Genomic DNA, 17170 nt, shown 5'->3' with positions numbered 1-17170 from the left:
TTCTCCTTGTTTCAGGCTGATTTTCTCCCATAACGGCTGGATTTCCATCACAAGCGGCTGGATTTTTCCCGTCTGGACCGAACTCTCAACAAAAAATGATGAAAATCATCCCCTGAGACCATCCCAACACCCTACTTATCTTAAAGGAGTGATCTTATTGATTGTAAAAAAGCATGAACCCCCTGGTATCATCGTAAACCTTGAGGTGTTATTACGGCGCTTACCCAAATCCTTCAGCGGAAGAAATGAGATTGAGCATCAGTTGGGAAATTTCAAGGCAGGATACCACGGGGAGTTATCTTTGGACTATTATTTGAATCGACTCCCCGAAAAAGAATATTTGATTCTCCACGATCTTCGCCTCTTTATTCAATCCGCCTTTTTCCAAATCGATACTTTAATCCTTCATAGGAATTTCATTCTCATTTTAGAAATGAAGAACATTGCAGGAGAAATTTATATTGATACAACCTATAACCAAATGATCCGGAACCTGAATGGTAAAATAGAGGTATTTCAGGATCCCATCCTCCAGTCTCACAGACAAAAAAAGGACCTTGAAAGGTGGCTGGTGGAAAGAAATTACCCGTCCATACCTGTCGAGAACATTGTAGTCTTTACCAACCCACATTCCCATATAAAAAATTCTTCGCAAGATCATTCCGTTTATCAAAGGGTGATAAGAAGTGCAAAACTCCTTTTCCAAATTGAAAGCTATTTCCAATCCCATCAAAATCCATCATTATCTCCTCAACAAGTAACCAAATTGACGAAAGCATTTTTGAAGCATCACATACCACAATCCTATGACCTCTTGAAACAGTTCAATATCTCACAATCGTTTATTCTTCAAGGAGTTTACTGTGTTCAATGTCAGTCCAGATCTATGGAGAGAATAAGTGGTACATGGAGATGCGAGCGCTGTTTATTCGTTCAAAAGGATGCCCATACTCATGCATTGAGAGATTATGCGTTTCTGATAAATACCTTTATTACGAACAAGCAAGCGAGGGAATTCTTAAAATTGGAGTCCACTTCAACTGCGCGCAAACTCCTGCAAAAATTGGGTATTCCGTCGACGGGATCCACAAGGGACCGGGCATACAACTTGTCACCACTCATCGAGACTCCTCCTTCTCCCCCCGAAACGCCAGCACCGAAGTCTTCAAAGAAGCGTAATTCCCAATCGCCCCATAACCGTAAAACAAACCCATGAATATGCCAGTGACGAGATACCCCCGGTGGCTGATGAAAATCGAAATGAAAAGCCCGAGTAGTACGGCAATATTCGGCACTAGAAAAGCACGTGGTTTAAAGAAGACTTTTATTAGCTGGGTTAACAGGATAATGACGGGAATGGCGATGACAGCATCCCAGAAGTTTGTGTGAATGGTAGGGAAATCCATATTAAAGCCTCCAATAAAGGTTTTGTTCATACTATTTCCTTATTGTGTGTGGTTTAACAAAAAAAGATGACCCCTTAAGAGGGATCATCCATTTTAAATCGTGCGTTCCAGCGCTCTGCCTTCTCCAGGGCGGCAGGATCGTTCACGATCTCACCAGGCTTGACGCCGGCACCGATCAGATAATCTGTGAATTCCATATGGACAAATTCAAAAATGTAATTGAATTGCTGAACAAGGGGAAGTCCTTTTATGTTGGCGGAGCTTCCTCCCGTAATCACGACGTACGCCTTTTTCTTCGTAAGCTCTTCTTTCAGGTTGAAGCGCTCGTCGCGCAAATACTGACTCCAGCGGTCGAAGAAGTTCTTCATCGGGCCGCTCATGCCATACCAGTAAAGGGGGGTGGCGAATAATAATACGTCATGATCTTCCATCAACCGGACCAACTGTTCATAATCATCCTCGACAGGGAGGAATCCACCTTCAGCGTGACGCAAGTCTACAATCGGTTCAATATGCAGATCGGCAAGGGAAATAATGGTATGGTCGGTGCCTTCGACGATTTTTTTCGCAAGATATTCGGAGTTCCCGTTTTTTCGTGTGCTTCCTAATAGGGCCAGTACTTTCATTAATGAACACTCCTTTATACATTTCAATATATTTAGCTTTAACAGTCTTTAATGCCAACTTCATGGAATGAGGTTTTTAATGGTTATGAGTATACCATTGATGGGGAGATTAAAGTAGCAACCTGAACCAGGTGACGGATTATAATAAAGTGATTGGCGTTGCGATTTCTGGGAATAAAAGTAAAATGGCTGGATTTTTTTCGGAATCGGCTGGATTCTGGGGCATTCCGGCCGGATTTTCATCAAGAACGGCCGGATTAATCCGCGTTTCGGCTGGATTTTCTCGAAAATCGGCTGGATTCTTTCCCACTCGGGCCTCACCCGGACCGGATGCCCCTGCACCATGAACGAATCCCCCCCACACCTACGCTGCCCTAAGACAAAAAAAGGACGAATCGACACACCGATTCGTCCTTTTTTCATTCTTCTTGCCACCCAGGATATTACCGTCTCCGGAATCCTTCTTCACGTAGATACAGGGCTGCTTCATCATACCCGCCAAAGCTGTCTTCCAGGTTATCACCCGCATATATATTCCAGCGGTCATCTTCTTCAATCAGCATAAGGGAATGGCCCTCCGCATCTTTCCATAACTGTTCCACGGGAGGTGCCACTTCTTCTTCCGTTGCCAAGTGATCAATCGACGCACGAATGATTCCGCGCAGTTCATCCGCCGAAAAATCACGGATATTCACAAGACCTTTTGGATTCGCTTCATATCCGGAGAGATTGCCTGTATAAACAAATCCGTTCCCGTTCGGGTGCAGGTGATAGACGACAGTCGTTTTTTCATAGAGACTGTCTTCAAAGTGGAAGTTCACCCGGTTCAGTGAAACGTCCTTTCGTGTAAGCTCGGGAAACTCTTCTATGAGAGCTAATTTATTTTCAAATGTCAGCAATGTGATTCCTCATTTCATTTTACGATTTTCCCATTATAACACAGCGCCCTATTTTCTATAGAGGATTACGGGTATAATGAGTATCAAAGAGGTGACCCCATTGAATGATTTTACTTCCTTAGGAATTCAACCTAAGTACGTTAATGCTTTAAAAGAACAATCCATAACAGAACCGACGCCGATTCAAACTGAAACCATCCCTGTACTCTTAAATGGAGAAGACGTGATTGGACAGGCGCAGACAGGTACAGGAAAAACGATGGCATTTCTATTGCCTATGCTTGCGAAAATCGATCCGGAAAAAGATGAGATCCAGTCTCTTATCGTGACTCCGACGAGGGAGCTTGCGATTCAGGTAACCGCTGAATTGAATCAAATCCTTTCTTCTGTGGAAGATAACATACATGTATTAGCCGTGTACGGTGGCCAGGATGTGGAGAAACAGATTAAGCGACTGAAGAATAAGGCGATTCATATCGTGATCGGTACACCGGGACGACTCCTTGATCATGTGCGCCGGGAGACGGTCGATTTTTCGAATGTTTCGTTCCTTGTATTGGATGAAGCGGATCAGATGTTGCATATCGGCTTCTTTGATGAAGTTGAATCAATCATCCGCGAGACGCCGTTCACCCGTCAGACCGCCCTGTTTTCAGCGACGATGTCCAAGGAGATCCGTAAGATTGGGAAGCGCTATATGAATCAACCTCATAATGTGCAGATACGTGAAAAAGAAAAAATTTTGCAGGAAATCCAGCAGGAAATCGTGGAAACGACGGACCGGCAGAAGCTGGATGCCCTCAGTCAGACGATCCACGACGTCCAGCCGTTCCTCGGTATCATTTTCTGCCGGACGAAGAGGAGGGTCAGCAAGCTGCTTGGAGATCTTAAAGCGAGAGGCTTTTTAGTCGATGAACTCCATGGTGACTTGTCTCAGGCGAAACGGGAAAATGTGATGAAGAAGTTCCGGGACGCGAAGCTCCAACTTCTTATCGCAACGGATGTGGCCGCCAGGGGTCTTGATGTCGAAGGAGTGACCCATGTATTCAACTATGATATCCCTCAAGATGTGGAAAGCTACATTCATAGAATCGGGCGCACAGGCCGTGCCGGGAAAGACGGGCTTGCCATCACCTTTGTTGCCCTGAAGGATAAGCAGGACCTGGAAATGATCGAGAAAGGCATCGGACGTTCATTGCCCCGTCGAGTGGTAGAGGTCGTTGCTACTAAAGAAACTCCCCATAGCTCTAAAGGGACAAATGAAAGTGCAAAGGATCGCCGCGAAAAGAATATACAAGCGAGTAAGGAGAGAAAATCAAGGTCTCCACGGGGTGGCAGATCCAGGACCGGTGACACGAATGGTCCGTCCCGCAGCCGAAGATCCAAGAGTGAAGACACAAATCCCCGCCGCGGTGGTGGTGAATCATCAGGTAACACCCGCGGTAAGCGAAGCGGGTCAACAGGAAGAAACAACAGTGGTAATCAACGAAATAGTGGCAGCAGATCCACTTCGAATCGAAGAGGACGCTAATTTCTTAGGCATGGTGACGAGAAAGTCATCATGCTTTTTTAGATGGTATTGATATCTGAATATTCCCATAAATAGTCCGAATCTGTTAATATAGTCCATATATGATCTATAAATAGAGGGGATGATGTACATATGCACGTGTCATTGGTGTTAACGGATTTTCTGGATCGGGCAGTGGAGTTATACGGGGATAAGGTAGCGATCATCGATGATGAAAAGCGTTTGACGTATAAGCAGCTCGGTGACCGGGTGAATCAGCTGGGAAGGGGACTGAAGGAATTCGGGATAGAAAAAGGGGATAAGGTGGCGTATCTTGCTCCAAATACAACCGAGATGCTGGAAGGATTTTATGGCGTCTACTCTGTCGGAGGAGTCATGACGCCTTTGAATACCAGATTAAAGCCTGCCGATTATCAATTTATCCTCACCCACAGTGAGAGTAAGGCCTTGTTTGTCGATGAGGAGCTCTATCCGTTAGTCAAGCCGATTCTATCAGAGGTCCCTCACTTGAAGCATGTGATCATTCACGGTAAAACGATGGACGGCCATCGGGGCTATGAAGAGTGGCGTGGCTCCTTCAGTCGCGAGACTTTCACCCGTGTAGAACTGGAAGAGTCGGATATTGCGTCCCTTCTTTATACGAGTGGGACGACGGGGGATCCGAAGGGAGTGCTCCTCACACACAGGTCCAATTATTTGCATGCCCTATCGTCCATGCACCATTTGCGGGTGACGGATCAGGATACGCTTCTTCACGTCCTGCCGATGTTCCATGTGAACGGTTGGGGGTCACCATTTTATTATACGGCCAATGGCGCGACCCAGGTGATGCTTAGAAAAGTGGATCCTGAAGTGATACTCGATAAAGTGGAGAAGCATGATGTGACCGTTATGCATATGGCACCGACCGTCCTTAACATGCTCCTCGAGTCCTATCCGGACAGGGAGCGTTCCATCGGACAAAATGTAAGGGTTGTCATTGCCGGGTCTGCCCCTCCTCCGGCATTCGTCCGGAAAGTGGAGGAAAATCTAAAGTGGGAATTCATTCAGGTCTACGGGATGACGGAAATTTCACCCCTTATCACGACTTCTATATTAAGATCTTCGGAACAGGCCCGGCCTAAGGAAGAAACATACCGCCTGAAGGCGAAAGCGGGATACAGCATGATCGGGAGTAAGGTGAAGGTGGTCAATGAACTGGGGGAAGAGGTGCCTCATGATGGAAAAACGATTGGCGAAATCGTGACGAGGACCAATACGGTGATGGAAGGATATTATAAAAATCCGGAAGCCACCAATCAAACGATCAGGGAAGGCTGGCTGCATACGGGAGATATGGCGACGGTCGATGAAGATGGCTACATCGAAATCGTCGACCGGATGAAAGACGTCATCATAAGCGGCGGAGAAAACATCTCTTCCATTGAGGTAGAGGAAGCCCTTTACGAGCATGAAGGTGTCCTCGAAGCAGCGGTCGTGGCCATTCCACATGAACGATGGGGGGGAAGTTCCCCATGCAGTGGTGGTTCTAAGAGACGGTCACACATTGACAGAGCAGGACCTGATCGACTTCACGAGAGAAAAGCTTGCCCATTTCAAGGCACCAAAGAGCATTACTTTTGCGAAAGAATTACCTAAAACCGCATCAGGAAAGATCCAAAAAGTGGTGATCCGAAAAGAGTTTTGGAAGGACCATGATCGGATGGTTCATTAATGGGAAAAGGCGTGCAGCTGCACGCCTTTTCTATTTTATGTGGACAAATGCCCTTATTTCATCCATCGGTGCTGCTTGTCGTCTCTGTTAAGGCTTAGGCAGCATAAGTTATAAAAAGGACGTTTTATCTTCATAATAACAGGGAAAAGCAGTTTCTAAGAGTAGATAATTGGAGGGCGTAAAGATGAGTTTAAATTCCCCGTTGGTTCCAAAATCAAAAACGCATTGTACCAATGAGTATGGAAAGTTAAAGAAAGTAGTAGTGGTTTCACCTGAAAATATGCAAATCAATGAAATCATAAATGAGACTCAAAAGCATTTTTTGAAAGAAAATATTGATATAGATAAAGCTGTTTCCCAACATAATACATTTGTTGAAGCGTTGGAGGAAAATGGATCTGAGGTGATCCATCTTCAACCATCGCCTGAATTCAATGAACAAGTCTTCACGAGAGACATCGGTTTCACGATTCATGATCAGTTTTTCGTCGCATCGATGAATACGGATGTCAGGAGGGGGGAAGTGAAAACCCTCAAGCACTGGCTGGAAGAAAATGAGGTGCCTTATAACGAACTTCTCCATTCCATTGAAGGTGGGGATGTACTCGTTGATGAGGAAAATATCTGGATCGGCGTGAGCGGTCGAACGAATCAGCTGGCGATCCAATCCCTGAGGAATCAGCTCACACCCTATACCGTTCATGAACTTCCATTAAGGGAAGACATCCTCCATTTGGATTGTGTATTCACCATCATTTCCAGTGAATGGGCACTTGTGTATCCGCCGGCATTCACCAAAGAGGATCTCGAGACCATCAAGAAGCACTACAACATCATCACAGTGACTGATGAAGAACAATTTCAAATGGGACCGAATGTATTGGCAATCGGAAATCAGAAAATCATCAGTCTCACCCAAAACCAAGCCTTAAATGAGCGGATCAGAGCGGAAGGATTTGACGTGATCGAACTGGATTTGTCTGAAATCATCAAGTCAGGCGGGTCATTCCGTTGCTGTACTCTTCCCCTTATAAGAGAATGATATTGAAAAAAACAGGTGACTTTTTGCCTGTTTTTTTTTCAATTTACATAAGCTTTACTCTCCTGTATTCGTTTCGTAAATGGTTCTTCATATTTACCCTTTATTCTTCTACATGTACCACGAATTATAGGAGGTAGGGAAAATGAAGAAATCAATGAAGAAGATCCTTCCGTTGGCGGTCGTATCCACATTAGCTCTTGGAAGCGTCATAGGAATGAATCAGGACGACACAGAAGCAAGCGTGAAGGAATCTAAAAACGGCAAAGCCAAGAACGTCATCTTTATGATCGGTGATGGAATGGGTGTACCTTACACTACCGGCCTTCGTTATATGAATGACAATCCTGATACGATGGAAATGGAGAAGACGGCATTTGATCCTTACCTTGTCGGACTACAAACGACGTATCCTGAAGATGAAAAAGAGAACGTAACCGACTCTGCGGCTGCCGCAACAGCGATGAGCGGTGGAGTGAAAACATATAATAACGCGATAGCAGTAGATAATGATAAATCAGATGTAAAAACGGTTCTGGAGCAGGCGAAGGAAAATAACATGTCTACAGGAATCGTCTCTACGTCAGAAATCACCCATGCAACCCCTGCCTCTTACGGAGCACATGAAGAGTCACGCAAGAGTGAAGATGCGATTGCCAACGATTATTATGATGAAATGATCAATGGTAAGCATAAGATTGATGTCATGCTTGGTGGCGGTACCGATTTCTTCGAACGTGATGACCGCAATGTGGCAGAACAGTTCAAAAAAGACGGTTACAGCTATGTGAAATCAGCTGATGAGCTTAAAAAAGATAAGAATGATCAAATTCTTGGTCTGTTCGCTGAATCCGGAATGGACAAGATGATCGACCGTGATGAGAAGCAGCCAAGCTTAGCTGACATGACAACATCTGCCCTGGACCGTTTGAAAGGCGATAAAGATGGTTTCTTCCTGATGGTGGAAGGCAGTCAGATCGACTGGGCCGGTCATGATAATGATGTAGTCGGTGCCATGAGCGAAATGAGAGATTTTGAACAAGCATTTGAAAAAGTAAGGGATTTTGCGAAAGAAAATGGTGAAACATTGGTCATCGTGACGGCTGACCATTCAACGGGTGGTATCTCGATTGGTTCTGACGGTGAATACAACTGGGATCCAGCTCCAATCCAGGCTGCAAAGCATACCCCTGACTATATGGCAGAACAGATAGTAAATGGTGCATCGGTTGAAGAAACGTTAGCGAACAATATCGACCTTGAATTGACTCAGGAAGAAATCGATTCAGTGAAATCAGCTGCTGAAAAAGGCGATCAAACGGAAATCGATAATGCGATCGAGAAAATTTTTGATAAACGTTCAGGTACGGGTTGGACAACGGACGGACATACTGGTGACGACGTACCTGTATATGCATTCGGTCCTCAGAAGGAGAAATTTGCAGGCTTGATTGACAACACAGATCAAGCAAATATGATTTTTGAATTGTTGAAGAATAAAGGCAAAATCAAAGATAAGAAATAATTCGACTGAAAAAGACCATGTTGGGGGTCCCCGACGTGGTCTTTTCTTTTATTATACTTCTTCTAAATCTGAAATGCTGACTTCTGAACGTTCTTCCAGTGGTCCGCGAAGGTGCACAACGGCTGTTTTTCCATCTTCTTTGACAGAGTCGATCCAGACGGAAGCATCCTTGTATTTGACCTGGATGTCAGCTGAAGAAGATAAAATTTGTTTGACTCGATTCTGATCCATATTCAATCCACCTCTCGTCTCATTTCAAGACAAATTACCTGCAGTTTATTTCTTTGTTTTATTTTTCTGATCTTTATTATGCTTATTCCCCTTGCTGTTGTCACCACTTGTGATTTCATTTGCGAACTCTGTCGTGCCGCGTTTAGGCGAGTTTTGGTTTGCACTGCCCTTGTTGTTTTTCTTTGTCAAAGGAATCCCTCCAAATTAGTCTGATGATTATTAGTTTTCGATAATGGCATGGGGACTATTCAATCATTTTTTTGAACATATGTCTTTCTTCCTGTATTTAACAATCATGATGAAAATTCATCCCTACTAAACGATAATGAAGAAAACGTCTATTTAAAGGGAGGCAAGGCAGATGCATGAGAAGGTTGAAGGAATCCAGAGGGAAACAGTAATACCCGGCAGATGGTTTATGGATGAAGAGGCAGTGAATACAAGTGGATATCCCATCTTATTTGTTCATGGGATCAATGCTTCTTCAGATACGTGGATCCAGGATAATGATATGCTTTCGATCACCCGTGGGGCCGGTTACCAATCGGTCTTCATCGATTTACATCCGGATGAAGATATGTGGAGGAACGGTGAAATATTAGCTGTGAAACTCCTGGAGATGTATGAGTTTTTTAATGAAAAGATGGTGGTCGTCACTCATAGCAAAGGAGGGATCGATGTCCAATCCGCACTGGTCCATTATGGTGCTTCTCCGTATGTTGAAAGGGTCATCACACTTTCGACTCCCCATCATGGGTCAGAGCTTGCAGACCTTGCCTTCAGTAAATGGGCAGGATGGCTGACCGATGCGTTGAAAAGTAAGACAAATGCCGTCTTTTCATTGCAAACCGCGTATATGAAAGGATTTCGGGCTGAGACGGACGGATCTGATCTGACGCAGAAAATCCCCATCTATACATTTGGGGGCACCGGTTGGGGCGGTGCCTATTCTGAATTATTTTGGGGAGGTTTGTATTTAAGCAGGTTCGGTCAAAGTGACGGGGCTGTGCTGGTGAAAAGCTCCAGGCTCTCATATGCGAAGGAAGTGGCGGTGGGGGACTGGACTCATACAACGATTAAACAAGGCAGTGAGATTTTCCCGAATTTAAAGGATCTTTATAAGGAAGACGTGACGGATGTAGTATATGGGGAGCTGAACGAAATGGCATTGGAAGGGGAGACGTCGGTCCTTCACAGAGGAGGGGAATTTGAAGGGATCGGATTGGAAAGCTTTTCTGTTGAAGAAGGGGTGGAGAGAATCACGGTAGACTGGATCAGTGATCAAAAAAGTACAGTTTATAAGCTTATCGGCCCCGATGGCAAGGAATATAAGAACTGGAATGTCGCTTTAGATGCCACAGGCTATTTCCCCGGGGCGCATCATCATTCCATCCTTCTGACAAAACCCGTTCCAGGGAGTTGGGAAGTGAAGGCTGTATCCCGTCAAAAAGAACATTATATGCTGAGCATTCTATTTCATAAAAAGAGTGGGGGGGCTTCTCTCGTGAACGCACTGAATGGGGGTGCCCCTTCAGTTAAGAAGACCTATACCATCCACCATTTACCGATGAAAAGTGGAAAGAAACCTTCGACACTCATCACTTCAGAAGATCTGTCATCTTTGCCCCTGGCGGACTTTGAAGAAGGTATCCACAACATCACCACAGACCTGGAAGGGAAAACGGAGCAGGGAAGCGACTTCCAACGAACGATGGTTCAGACAGTGTATGTAGATGGAAAGGGAAATATCTATTAAACGATAACAAAGGTCCGTCCCTATGCAAAAGAGGGACGGACCTTTAACATTATAAGGTGTTCAGGAATTCTGTCACTTGTTCTGGTGATTTGGCGTTGGCGCTGTGCAGGTGGCCGATTTTTTCGCCATTTTTGTAGACGAGCAGGCTTGGGATTCCCATGACGTCGTATTTCTCGGCGATTTCCGGGAATTCGTCCTTATTGATGTCATACCATTTATATTGATTGAATTCTTCCATGATTTCATCAATGAACATATCCATACGACGGCAGTCAGGGCACCAGTCTGCATGGAATTTTACGATGACAGGTTCTGTTGATGTAATAAGATCGTCAAAGGTTTCTTTATTTTTGATTGATTGCATGATGATAACCTCCCTTTCCCACTTATTTTATACAAAACAGAGACTGATTGTAAAACGAATCATTTTTCGACTGATCTTGTACATGATAATATGAGAATACATTTTGAAAGAAAAAGGTGACATTATGCAACCCATTAAAGTCGGTTTAGCAGGATACGGTTTTTCAGGACAAAGCTTTCATCGTCCTTTACTCTCTCATTTAGAGGAATTTCATATAGAAGCGGTCATGTCTTCCAATGAAGAAAAAGTAGTAAACGATCTTGAGGGGACGATCGTCGTGCCTTCCCTTGAGGACCTGCTTCAGGAAGACATCGAATTAGTGGTCATCACCACTCCCAATCACCTTCATTACAATATGATCAAGCAATCATTATTAGCCGGTAAGCATGTGATCGTAGAGAAGCCATTTGTAACGAATAGCCGGGACGGGAAGGAGTTATTGGCCCTGGCGAAAGAAAAAGGGCTGCACCTCTCTGTTTTCCATAACCGGCGCTGGGATGCCGACTTCTTAACGATTCAGCAATTGCTGAAAGAAGAAACACTTGGACAGATTTTTACATACGAAGCGCACTTTGACCGGTTCCGTCCGACCATCAAGGACAGGTGGAAAGAGAATAAGATCGAAGGGGGAGGCGTCCTTTATGATCTTGGGTCTCATCTGTTGGATCAGGCTCTCACCCTGTTCGGTGCACCGGAATGGGTGCAGGCTGATGTGTTCCCGCAACGAGATACGGATAAGGCAGAGGACTACTTCCTCATCACCCTGGGATATGACGTAATGAGAGTGCAACTCTATTCACGTTCGATCGTACTTGATCCGGGCCCCCGCTATCAGGTTCATGGACTGAAAGGCAGCTTTGTGAAGCATGGTATGGACCGTCAGGAGGATGATCTCAAGGCAGGAAAGAATCCTGTTTCTGAACAGTGGGGAGTCGAAGACGAAGAAAACTGGGGTGTCCTTACGACCATCTCCGGTGAAAAGGTGACATCTGAAGTCATTCCATCTGAGAAAGGGGACTACACTCAATTTTACCTGGGTGTGTACGGGGCGGTAAGAGAGAATTCGTCTCTACCCGTCGACCCTGAAGATGCTTTACAAGTCATCACCATAATCGAAGCATGTAAAGAAAGTGCAGCAACTGGACGCGTCATCAATATGAACTGAAAAACAGGGCTCCCTGACGTACAGGGAGCCTTTTCCATATCCTATTCCACCGTCCCTGCTTCCAAAATCTGAACGTTGGGTTCAATATTGAATTTCACACGCGGATATATACTGTCTTTCCATTCCTTGAAATCAAATCCCCGTACGCCGTGCTTTTGGATTTGACCGATGCCGACAGGATCAATTCCCAGGTCCTGAAATTCTTTCAGCATTCTCATTCCATTTTCTTCAATATCCTTTTTCATTTGTTTCTCCACTTCAATGACTTTATCAGGAGTCAATCTTTTACCGGTATACTCACGGATGATCCCTCGAATTTTGATGCGAATCGTCACTTCTACAGGATCGGCATCATGCTTGACGATAATTTTGTTCTTGGAGATGAGGCTGGTTACAGAGGCTTCGATGGACTTTTCCGCGTGACCGCTGCTCTTTTCTTCTCCCAACTTAATGACATGACTTCCTTCAGCATACTTATCCACCAGCAGTTTGAAGAAAAACATATCTTTAGCAGGGATTTTCGAAACCATCTTATCTTTATTAAATAAAGCTATGCCTGTAATAGCCACACTTTCATTGGAAAGCTGCTTCAAAATCGGCAGATAAGGTGTCTGGCCTTCCTGGAAATAATCATATATGAACATATGAAGGTTGGTTGCAGGCAATTCCCTCCGTGAGATATTATGTTGAATCAAATTGGATAGGTATGTCCCATTTCCTCTCAATCCATAGTTCCCTTTAATGAGCTCTCCGGCCTCTCCTTCAGTCACAGTCAGAAAGAGCCTAGCCCCGACACTCGCATCCCTTTGAAGGGAGTCACCGATATCGATGATTCCCTTTTTGGCAAGATCCTCCCCTATTAAAACAACGTCCAGGCTTCCGCGGACCAGGGGCTGCTGTGATCTTCTTTCCAATTTTTCGAGCACTTCCCTCGTAGAGGAGGCTTCTGCTGACAGCGTCCCGTTTTGAATCGATTTATCGGATAAGTAAATCGGGAAGAGGGCGGTGCCCCTGATTCTATCCTCCCCTACATAGTCGTAGGCTTTCCCTGTTTCGATATATAAATCGTCCAGGATTTCCTTTTCCACACACCCTGTCAGAAATAAGAAACAAATGAGAATAGCTGTGAGAAAATATGTACGTTTCATTGTTTACTCCTCACTTTCTTCATGATGATCACAAGCAACAGAAGAGCAGGAATGTAAAAATAGTTGATATAAAATCCAATCTGCCCTGATACTGTATTCAGGAAGTTCACTTGCTTCCGGTCAGCGAAAAAGGTGAGGGCGGATAAGCATAGCAGGCAGACGATCAATAATGTATGCCTGTGTTTCAGTGGAGTCATCCGTTTTAAGATTCTGCTGGCACACCAAATCGCAATACATACGTTTGGAAGGATGATCAAGCACCAATTGGCAATGCCGATATACTCAAATCGTTCCACAAACGGCATTTCGACGATCTTCCACATGGACAGAGTGGCCCATACGGTCTTTTCCAACTGTTTCTGACTGAAAAACGCAAAAGAAATAATGGCTAATATCGTATAAAGGGTAGTGGTCGTAAAGAGCGCCCAGTGGGCATACTTTTGAGATTTCTTAGCCTCTTTTACAAAAGGATAAAGAAGTAAAATGGATTCATAGCCTAAATACGTCAGGGACATGTTCTTAGTGGAAATTAATAGATCTTTCACCGTATGATCGAAGACTGGCAGGATATTTCCAAAGTCTGCATATTTAAAGGTGAAGGCAAACGTTAATATGAGATAACTGGGAAGAAAGATTCCAAAAAAGGCCGTTCCGGTCACGGTACGTACCCCGCCGTTGACAATATAATAAACAAGCACGAGAAAGAGCAACGAAAAGAAGAACGTACTCAATCTCGGATACATCCACACCTGTAATACCTCAATATACGTACGCATAATGGTGATCACCAGCAAGCTGAAATAGATGACGAAGAAGAGACTGAATACTTTCCCGAGCCATTTTCCAAATGCCAGAGTGTGGGCAGTTACGAGATCTCCTTCCACTCTATTTAAAATTTGATACATCATAAACATGATAACGTGAGTGAAAACACCTGCAAGAATGACAGAAATCCATCCATCGTAGCCCGCATTTTTTGAAATGATACGTTGGAATCCAAGGACTCCGGCCCCTACTTGAATGGCATGAATGAGAAAGAAGACCATGAACGGCGATATTTTTCTTCTATCTGGAATCGGCTGCATTTGATCACCTCCAACCATTATTCATCAATATCAAGCTTTTTCTTCCCTTCGGACGGAGGGAACCTGAACGGTTTCTTCGTGCGTAAATATTCCGGACGGCCGCCTTGCCTGCTGAAGGGAAGGCGAATGAGTGCATCTTTCAAGTCTTTTACCCGAGGTGGGAAAATAGGTTCTAAAAACGGTCTGCCCAGAGACGTCAATTGCAGGAGATGTCCCATTAGAAGGCAGAAACAATAAACGATCCCCAACAATCCCCAAAGTTGCGCGAATAAGAGGAAGGGAAAACGAAGTAGACGGATTGTATTACTCATCCGGTAAACGGGAGTGGTAAAAGAAGCAAGGGCAGCAAGTGCCACCAATATGAGCAGAACGTTACTCGTGATCCCCGCTTCAACGGACGCCGTCCCGATAACGATACCTCCAACGATACCGATTGTCTGACCGACCTTGGTCGGAAGGCGTGCCCCTGCTTCCCGCAGCAGTTCGATCGTCAATTCAAGAAACAATGCTTCGAGAATAGGGGGCAGCGGGATTTCTTGTCTTGAAGTGATGAGTGTAGCCATTAAATCTTTCGGTATGAGCTCATAATGATAGGTTAGGGCCGCAACATAAATGGGTGTGATCAAAATGGAGAATGCCACTGCAAATACACGAACCAGGCGCAAGAAAGAAGAAATGAAGAAATTTAAGAAATAATCTTCATATGCGTTAAAAAATTCTACGAGCGTGGTCGGGCCGATCAGAGCATGCGGAGATCCATCCACCATGATGGCAATCTTGCCTTCCGCAAGTACGGACGCTACCCGGTCTGGGCGTTCCGAGTCCAATAGTTGCGGGAAGGGTGACTTACCATTATCGGCAATCAGCTGTTCAACGAATGAACTGTCCATGATTTGATCAAAATCAATATCTCGTAATCGCTGCCGGACCGTATTGACGTTTGCTTCATCTGCCAATCCATCAATATAGAGCAACACAACCCGGGTATGGGTGAGTGTTCCCAGATTGAATTCTTCCACTAACATTTCCTTGATGGGAAGTCGCTTTCTAAGCAGGTTCAGATTATCACTGAGAGACTCTACAAATGCTTCCTTTGGTCCGACGACACTGAACTCTACTTCCGGCTGAGAGACTTTCCTTCCCATTTCGTTCTTCGTCGCGATGAAGGCGAATTTTCTGTTGGAGGCATCCATTGTCAGGAGGGTATATCCGTTATACAATTTCTGTTCGATTTGGGTTTCATCTGTGGAAATTTGAATATCCAATACAGGGACCAGTGTTTTTAGATCATCGAAAGAGTGAAAATCCTTTGAAAGTAATGAAGGAAGGACATCCTCCTGCAGGATCTTTCCATCAATCAACGTCGTGACGAAGTGAAGACTGAACTTCAGCCCTGTATGTGGATTCTGGTAAAAGGCCTGTTTATAATCGGCAGATTTCTCCGCTTCCTTTTTCAGACTCTCATATGATTGTTTCTTACTGTCCTTATCACTGCTTTTCTGGTTCTTAAAGAATGAAAACATACTAATCCCTCATGTCCGATGTGTGGTCTATCCTGTAGTGTTACCGAAAAAAGGAGAATTATGAAAATGAAAGGGGGAGTGAAAAAAAACGTAAAGCATTCCCTGAAAATCAGCATACAAAAAAAGCCGGAAAGGGATATGCCCTTTTCGGCTTTTTACAAGAGTCGTTTATTCCTGTTCTAAAAAGTACTTTTCGATATCATCGAGCATGGCATTTGCTGCCAGCACACCGCCTGCTGTGTTCCAAATCGCATCACTTACTTCATAAACCTTGTCTTGTTTTGCTACTTCAAGATTTTTGAACAACGGATCGTTCAGCCACTCTTCAGCAAGTTTGTTCGCTTCGCCATCGCCTGTTTCATATGTGAAGTAGAATAGGACATCTCCGTCCATTGCCGGGATGCGTTCTTTTGTTACACCTTTTTCAGCAAAGTCATCTACATCCTGACCTTCAGGACGTGCGAATCCTAACTGATCCAGGATCACGCCTGAGAATGAATCTTTATGGTAGATTCTTACGTCCCCTGCTAAGAAGCGGACCATGGAAACTTTCTGATTCAATTTGTCTCCGAGCTTACCTTTAAGATCTTCAATTCGCTGATCATACTCCGCTAAGACTTCCTGGCCTTTATCTTCTTTATTGAGGGCTTTAGCATATAACTCGAAATTCTCTTTCCAATTACCGCGTAACGTCTCAGCCATGACGGTTGGAGCGATGTCTTTCAACTGATTGTATTGTTCCTCTTGTCGCATTTTGTTCCCGATAATCAGGTCGGGTTGAAGCTTTGCGATGGCTTCCATGTTTAATTCGCTTTCTGTTCCGACGACTTCAACATTTTTCATCTTGTCAGCGATGTGGTCATACCAAGGGTCACCCGTCCATGATTGAACGGCACCGACAGGAGTGACACCCATGGAAAGGAGGGCTTCTGTTCCTTCATTTGTAAGGATGACGACTTTCTTAGGCGTTCCTTTGATTTCCGTCGTACCCATTGCATGTTTCAGTGTATATGTTTCTTCATTTGTATCGTTACCTGCAGACTCATCTTTTTCTTCTTTATTTCCGCAGGCAGCAAGAAAGAGAAGTGTAGAAATCAGCAGTAATGTTAGTAAGCTCTTTAATTTCATATGTAAATCCTCCTGATATTTTTATCGGTG

The 17170-nt window shown here is 44.5% G+C and carries 17 protein-coding genes and 1 pseudogene; 7 read left to right on the top strand and 11 right to left on the bottom strand.

Annotated elements, in window-relative coordinates:
- Positions 1 to 157 precede the first annotated feature (157 nt).
- The gene (locus AC0VXY_RS19045; RefSeq protein WP_475526174.1) at positions 158 to 1216 is read left to right on the top strand and encodes a nuclease-related domain-containing protein; all 1059 of its coding nucleotides are present in this window, start codon (positions 158 to 160) and stop codon (positions 1214 to 1216) included.
- Here AC0VXY_RS19045 and AC0VXY_RS19040 read toward each other — a convergent pair.
- From AC0VXY_RS19040 to AC0VXY_RS19025, 4 genes are all read right to left on the bottom strand, one after another.
- Positions 1119 to 1406 carry a hypothetical protein gene (locus AC0VXY_RS19040; protein ID WP_475526173.1) on the bottom strand — a complete coding sequence of 96 codons (288 nt, stop codon included), beginning with the start codon at positions 1404 to 1406 and terminating at the stop codon, positions 1119 to 1121. The genes AC0VXY_RS19045 and AC0VXY_RS19040 overlap by 98 nt on opposite strands.
- Positions 1407 to 1480: 74 nt before the next feature.
- Positions 1481 to 2032, bottom strand: a complete 552-nt coding sequence (locus AC0VXY_RS19035; RefSeq protein ID WP_475526172.1) for a flavodoxin family protein — start codon at positions 2030 to 2032, stop codon at positions 1481 to 1483.
- A gap of 60 nt (positions 2033 to 2092) precedes the next feature.
- Positions 2093 to 2455: a hypothetical protein gene (locus AC0VXY_RS19030; RefSeq protein ID WP_475526171.1), complete on the bottom strand. Its 363-nt coding sequence runs from the start codon at positions 2453 to 2455 to the stop codon at positions 2093 to 2095.
- A gap of 20 nt (positions 2456 to 2475) precedes the next feature.
- Positions 2476 to 2931, bottom strand: coding sequence for a hypothetical protein (locus AC0VXY_RS19025; RefSeq protein WP_475526170.1), 456 nt, complete (start codon positions 2929 to 2931; stop codon positions 2476 to 2478).
- A gap of 91 nt (positions 2932 to 3022) precedes the next feature.
- On the opposite strand from AC0VXY_RS19025, the gene AC0VXY_RS19020 reads away from it, so the two are divergent.
- From AC0VXY_RS19020 to AC0VXY_RS19005, 4 genes and pseudogenes are all read left to right on the top strand, one after another.
- A complete protein-coding gene (locus tag AC0VXY_RS19020; RefSeq protein ID WP_475527905.1) occupies positions 3023 to 4462 on the top strand; it encodes a DEAD/DEAH box helicase in 1440 nt (479 codons plus the stop codon).
- Positions 4463 to 4594: 132 nt separating this feature from the next.
- Positions 4595 to 6176: pseudogene (locus tag AC0VXY_RS19015) on the top strand (long-chain-fatty-acid--CoA ligase).
- A gap of 184 nt (positions 6177 to 6360) precedes the next feature.
- A complete protein-coding gene (locus tag AC0VXY_RS19010) occupies positions 6361 to 7218 on the top strand; it encodes a dimethylarginine dimethylaminohydrolase family protein (protein WP_475526169.1) in 858 nt (285 codons plus the stop codon).
- 142 nt (positions 7219 to 7360) lie between these two features.
- The gene (locus AC0VXY_RS19005; protein ID WP_475526168.1) at positions 7361 to 8740 is read left to right on the top strand and encodes an alkaline phosphatase; all 1380 of its coding nucleotides are present in this window, start codon (positions 7361 to 7363) and stop codon (positions 8738 to 8740) included.
- Between the two features lie 51 nt (positions 8741 to 8791).
- Here AC0VXY_RS19005 and AC0VXY_RS19000 read toward each other — a convergent pair whose 3' ends face one another.
- Both AC0VXY_RS19000 and AC0VXY_RS18995 read right to left on the bottom strand, forming a co-directional pair.
- Positions 8792 to 8971, bottom strand: a complete 180-nt coding sequence (locus tag AC0VXY_RS19000; protein ID WP_435989351.1) for an H-type small acid-soluble spore protein — start codon at positions 8969 to 8971, stop codon at positions 8792 to 8794.
- A gap of 45 nt (positions 8972 to 9016) precedes the next feature.
- On the bottom strand, positions 9017 to 9160 hold the full coding sequence (locus AC0VXY_RS18995) for a hypothetical protein (protein WP_435989352.1): 144 nt from the start codon (positions 9158 to 9160) through the stop codon (positions 9017 to 9019).
- Positions 9161 to 9332: 172 nt separating this feature from the next.
- Here AC0VXY_RS18995 and AC0VXY_RS18990 point away from each other — a divergent pair, with 172 nt between their 5' ends.
- Entirely contained in the window at positions 9333 to 10727 is a 1395-nt protein-coding gene (locus AC0VXY_RS18990; protein WP_475526167.1) for an esterase/lipase family protein, read from the top strand.
- Positions 10728 to 10776: 49 nt separating this feature from the next.
- Here AC0VXY_RS18990 and AC0VXY_RS18985 read toward each other — a convergent pair whose 3' ends face one another.
- On the bottom strand, positions 10777 to 11091 hold the full coding sequence (locus tag AC0VXY_RS18985) for a thioredoxin family protein (RefSeq protein ID WP_435989354.1): 315 nt from the start codon (positions 11089 to 11091) through the stop codon (positions 10777 to 10779).
- A 124-nt stretch (positions 11092 to 11215) separates the two neighbouring features.
- On the opposite strand from AC0VXY_RS18985, the gene AC0VXY_RS18980 reads away from it, so the two are divergent.
- On the top strand, positions 11216 to 12256 hold the full coding sequence (locus tag AC0VXY_RS18980; RefSeq protein ID WP_475526166.1) for an oxidoreductase: 1041 nt from the start codon (positions 11216 to 11218) through the stop codon (positions 12254 to 12256).
- A gap of 41 nt (positions 12257 to 12297) precedes the next feature.
- On the opposite strand, the gene AC0VXY_RS18975 is transcribed toward AC0VXY_RS18980, so the two are convergent.
- The 4 genes from AC0VXY_RS18975 to AC0VXY_RS18960 form a co-directional block, all read right to left on the bottom strand.
- Positions 12298 to 13404, bottom strand: coding sequence for a Ger(x)C family spore germination protein (locus AC0VXY_RS18975; RefSeq protein WP_435989356.1), 1107 nt, complete (start codon positions 13402 to 13404; stop codon positions 12298 to 12300).
- On the bottom strand, positions 13401 to 14507 hold the full coding sequence (locus tag AC0VXY_RS18970; RefSeq protein WP_475526165.1) for a GerAB/ArcD/ProY family transporter: 1107 nt from the start codon (positions 14505 to 14507) through the stop codon (positions 13401 to 13403). Before AC0VXY_RS18970 ends, AC0VXY_RS18975 begins: the two co-directional genes overlap by 4 nt.
- Positions 14507 to 16012, bottom strand: coding sequence for a spore germination protein (locus tag AC0VXY_RS18965; protein WP_435989358.1), 1506 nt, complete (start codon positions 16010 to 16012; stop codon positions 14507 to 14509). The genes AC0VXY_RS18970 and AC0VXY_RS18965 overlap by 1 nt, the downstream gene beginning before the upstream one ends.
- 168 nt (positions 16013 to 16180) lie before the next feature.
- Positions 16181 to 17140, bottom strand: coding sequence for an ABC transporter substrate-binding protein (locus AC0VXY_RS18960; RefSeq protein ID WP_475526164.1), 960 nt, complete (start codon positions 17138 to 17140; stop codon positions 16181 to 16183).
- Positions 17141 to 17170: the final 30 nt, after the last annotated feature.

It is taken from the genome of Rossellomorea sp. QJM3NY_18 (genome assembly GCF_056173145.1).
The sequence above is the reverse complement of the archived record's forward strand: the minus strand, read 5'-3'. Positions and strand labels throughout refer to the sequence as shown.